Origin of the sequence: Pseudomonas sp. JV245A (assembly GCF_032424515.1) — a bacterium.
Classification (GTDB): domain Bacteria; phylum Pseudomonadota; class Gammaproteobacteria; order Pseudomonadales; family Pseudomonadaceae; genus Aquipseudomonas; species Aquipseudomonas protegens.
This window is the reverse complement of the sequence record NZ_VYKE01000557.1, coordinates 1-422: the sequence shown is the minus strand read 5'-3', so window position 1 is coordinate 422 and position 422 is coordinate 1. Positions and strand designations below refer to the sequence as shown.

At 66.1% G+C, this 422-nt stretch carries 1 pseudogene; it reads right to left on the bottom strand.

From position 1 onward, the window contains the following. Positions 1–422 (bottom strand): annotated as a pseudogene (locus F6S12_RS33005) (shikimate 5-dehydrogenase); the annotation flags it as partial.

Here is a 422-nt window from a genome sequence, read left to right as displayed (position 1 = left end):
CGCAGGATCAACGGCGTCTCCGGCGGCACCGCCACCACATCGAACACCGTCTGCGCCGCCTTTATCGCCTCGGCGTCGAACGCCAGCTGCTGCGCCTCTGGCCCGCCGCTCATGCCGATCGGGGTGACGTTGATCAGCATCTGCGGCCGCAGGCTGCCCAACTCGGCCTGCCACTCATAACCCAGGGAGCTGGCCAGGGCGCGCCCGGCCACTTCGTTGCGGGCCACGATCACCCCGTTGGCATAACCACCATCACGCAAGGCACTGGCCACGGCCTTGGCCATGCCGCCGCTGCCGCGCAGGGCAAAGCTCGACTCTCGAGGCACCCCGTGGCCCGCAAGCAATTGCGCCACGGCGATGTAGTCGGTGTTGTAGGCCTTGAGATGGCCGTTGGTGTTGACAATGGTATTGATCGAGGCAAT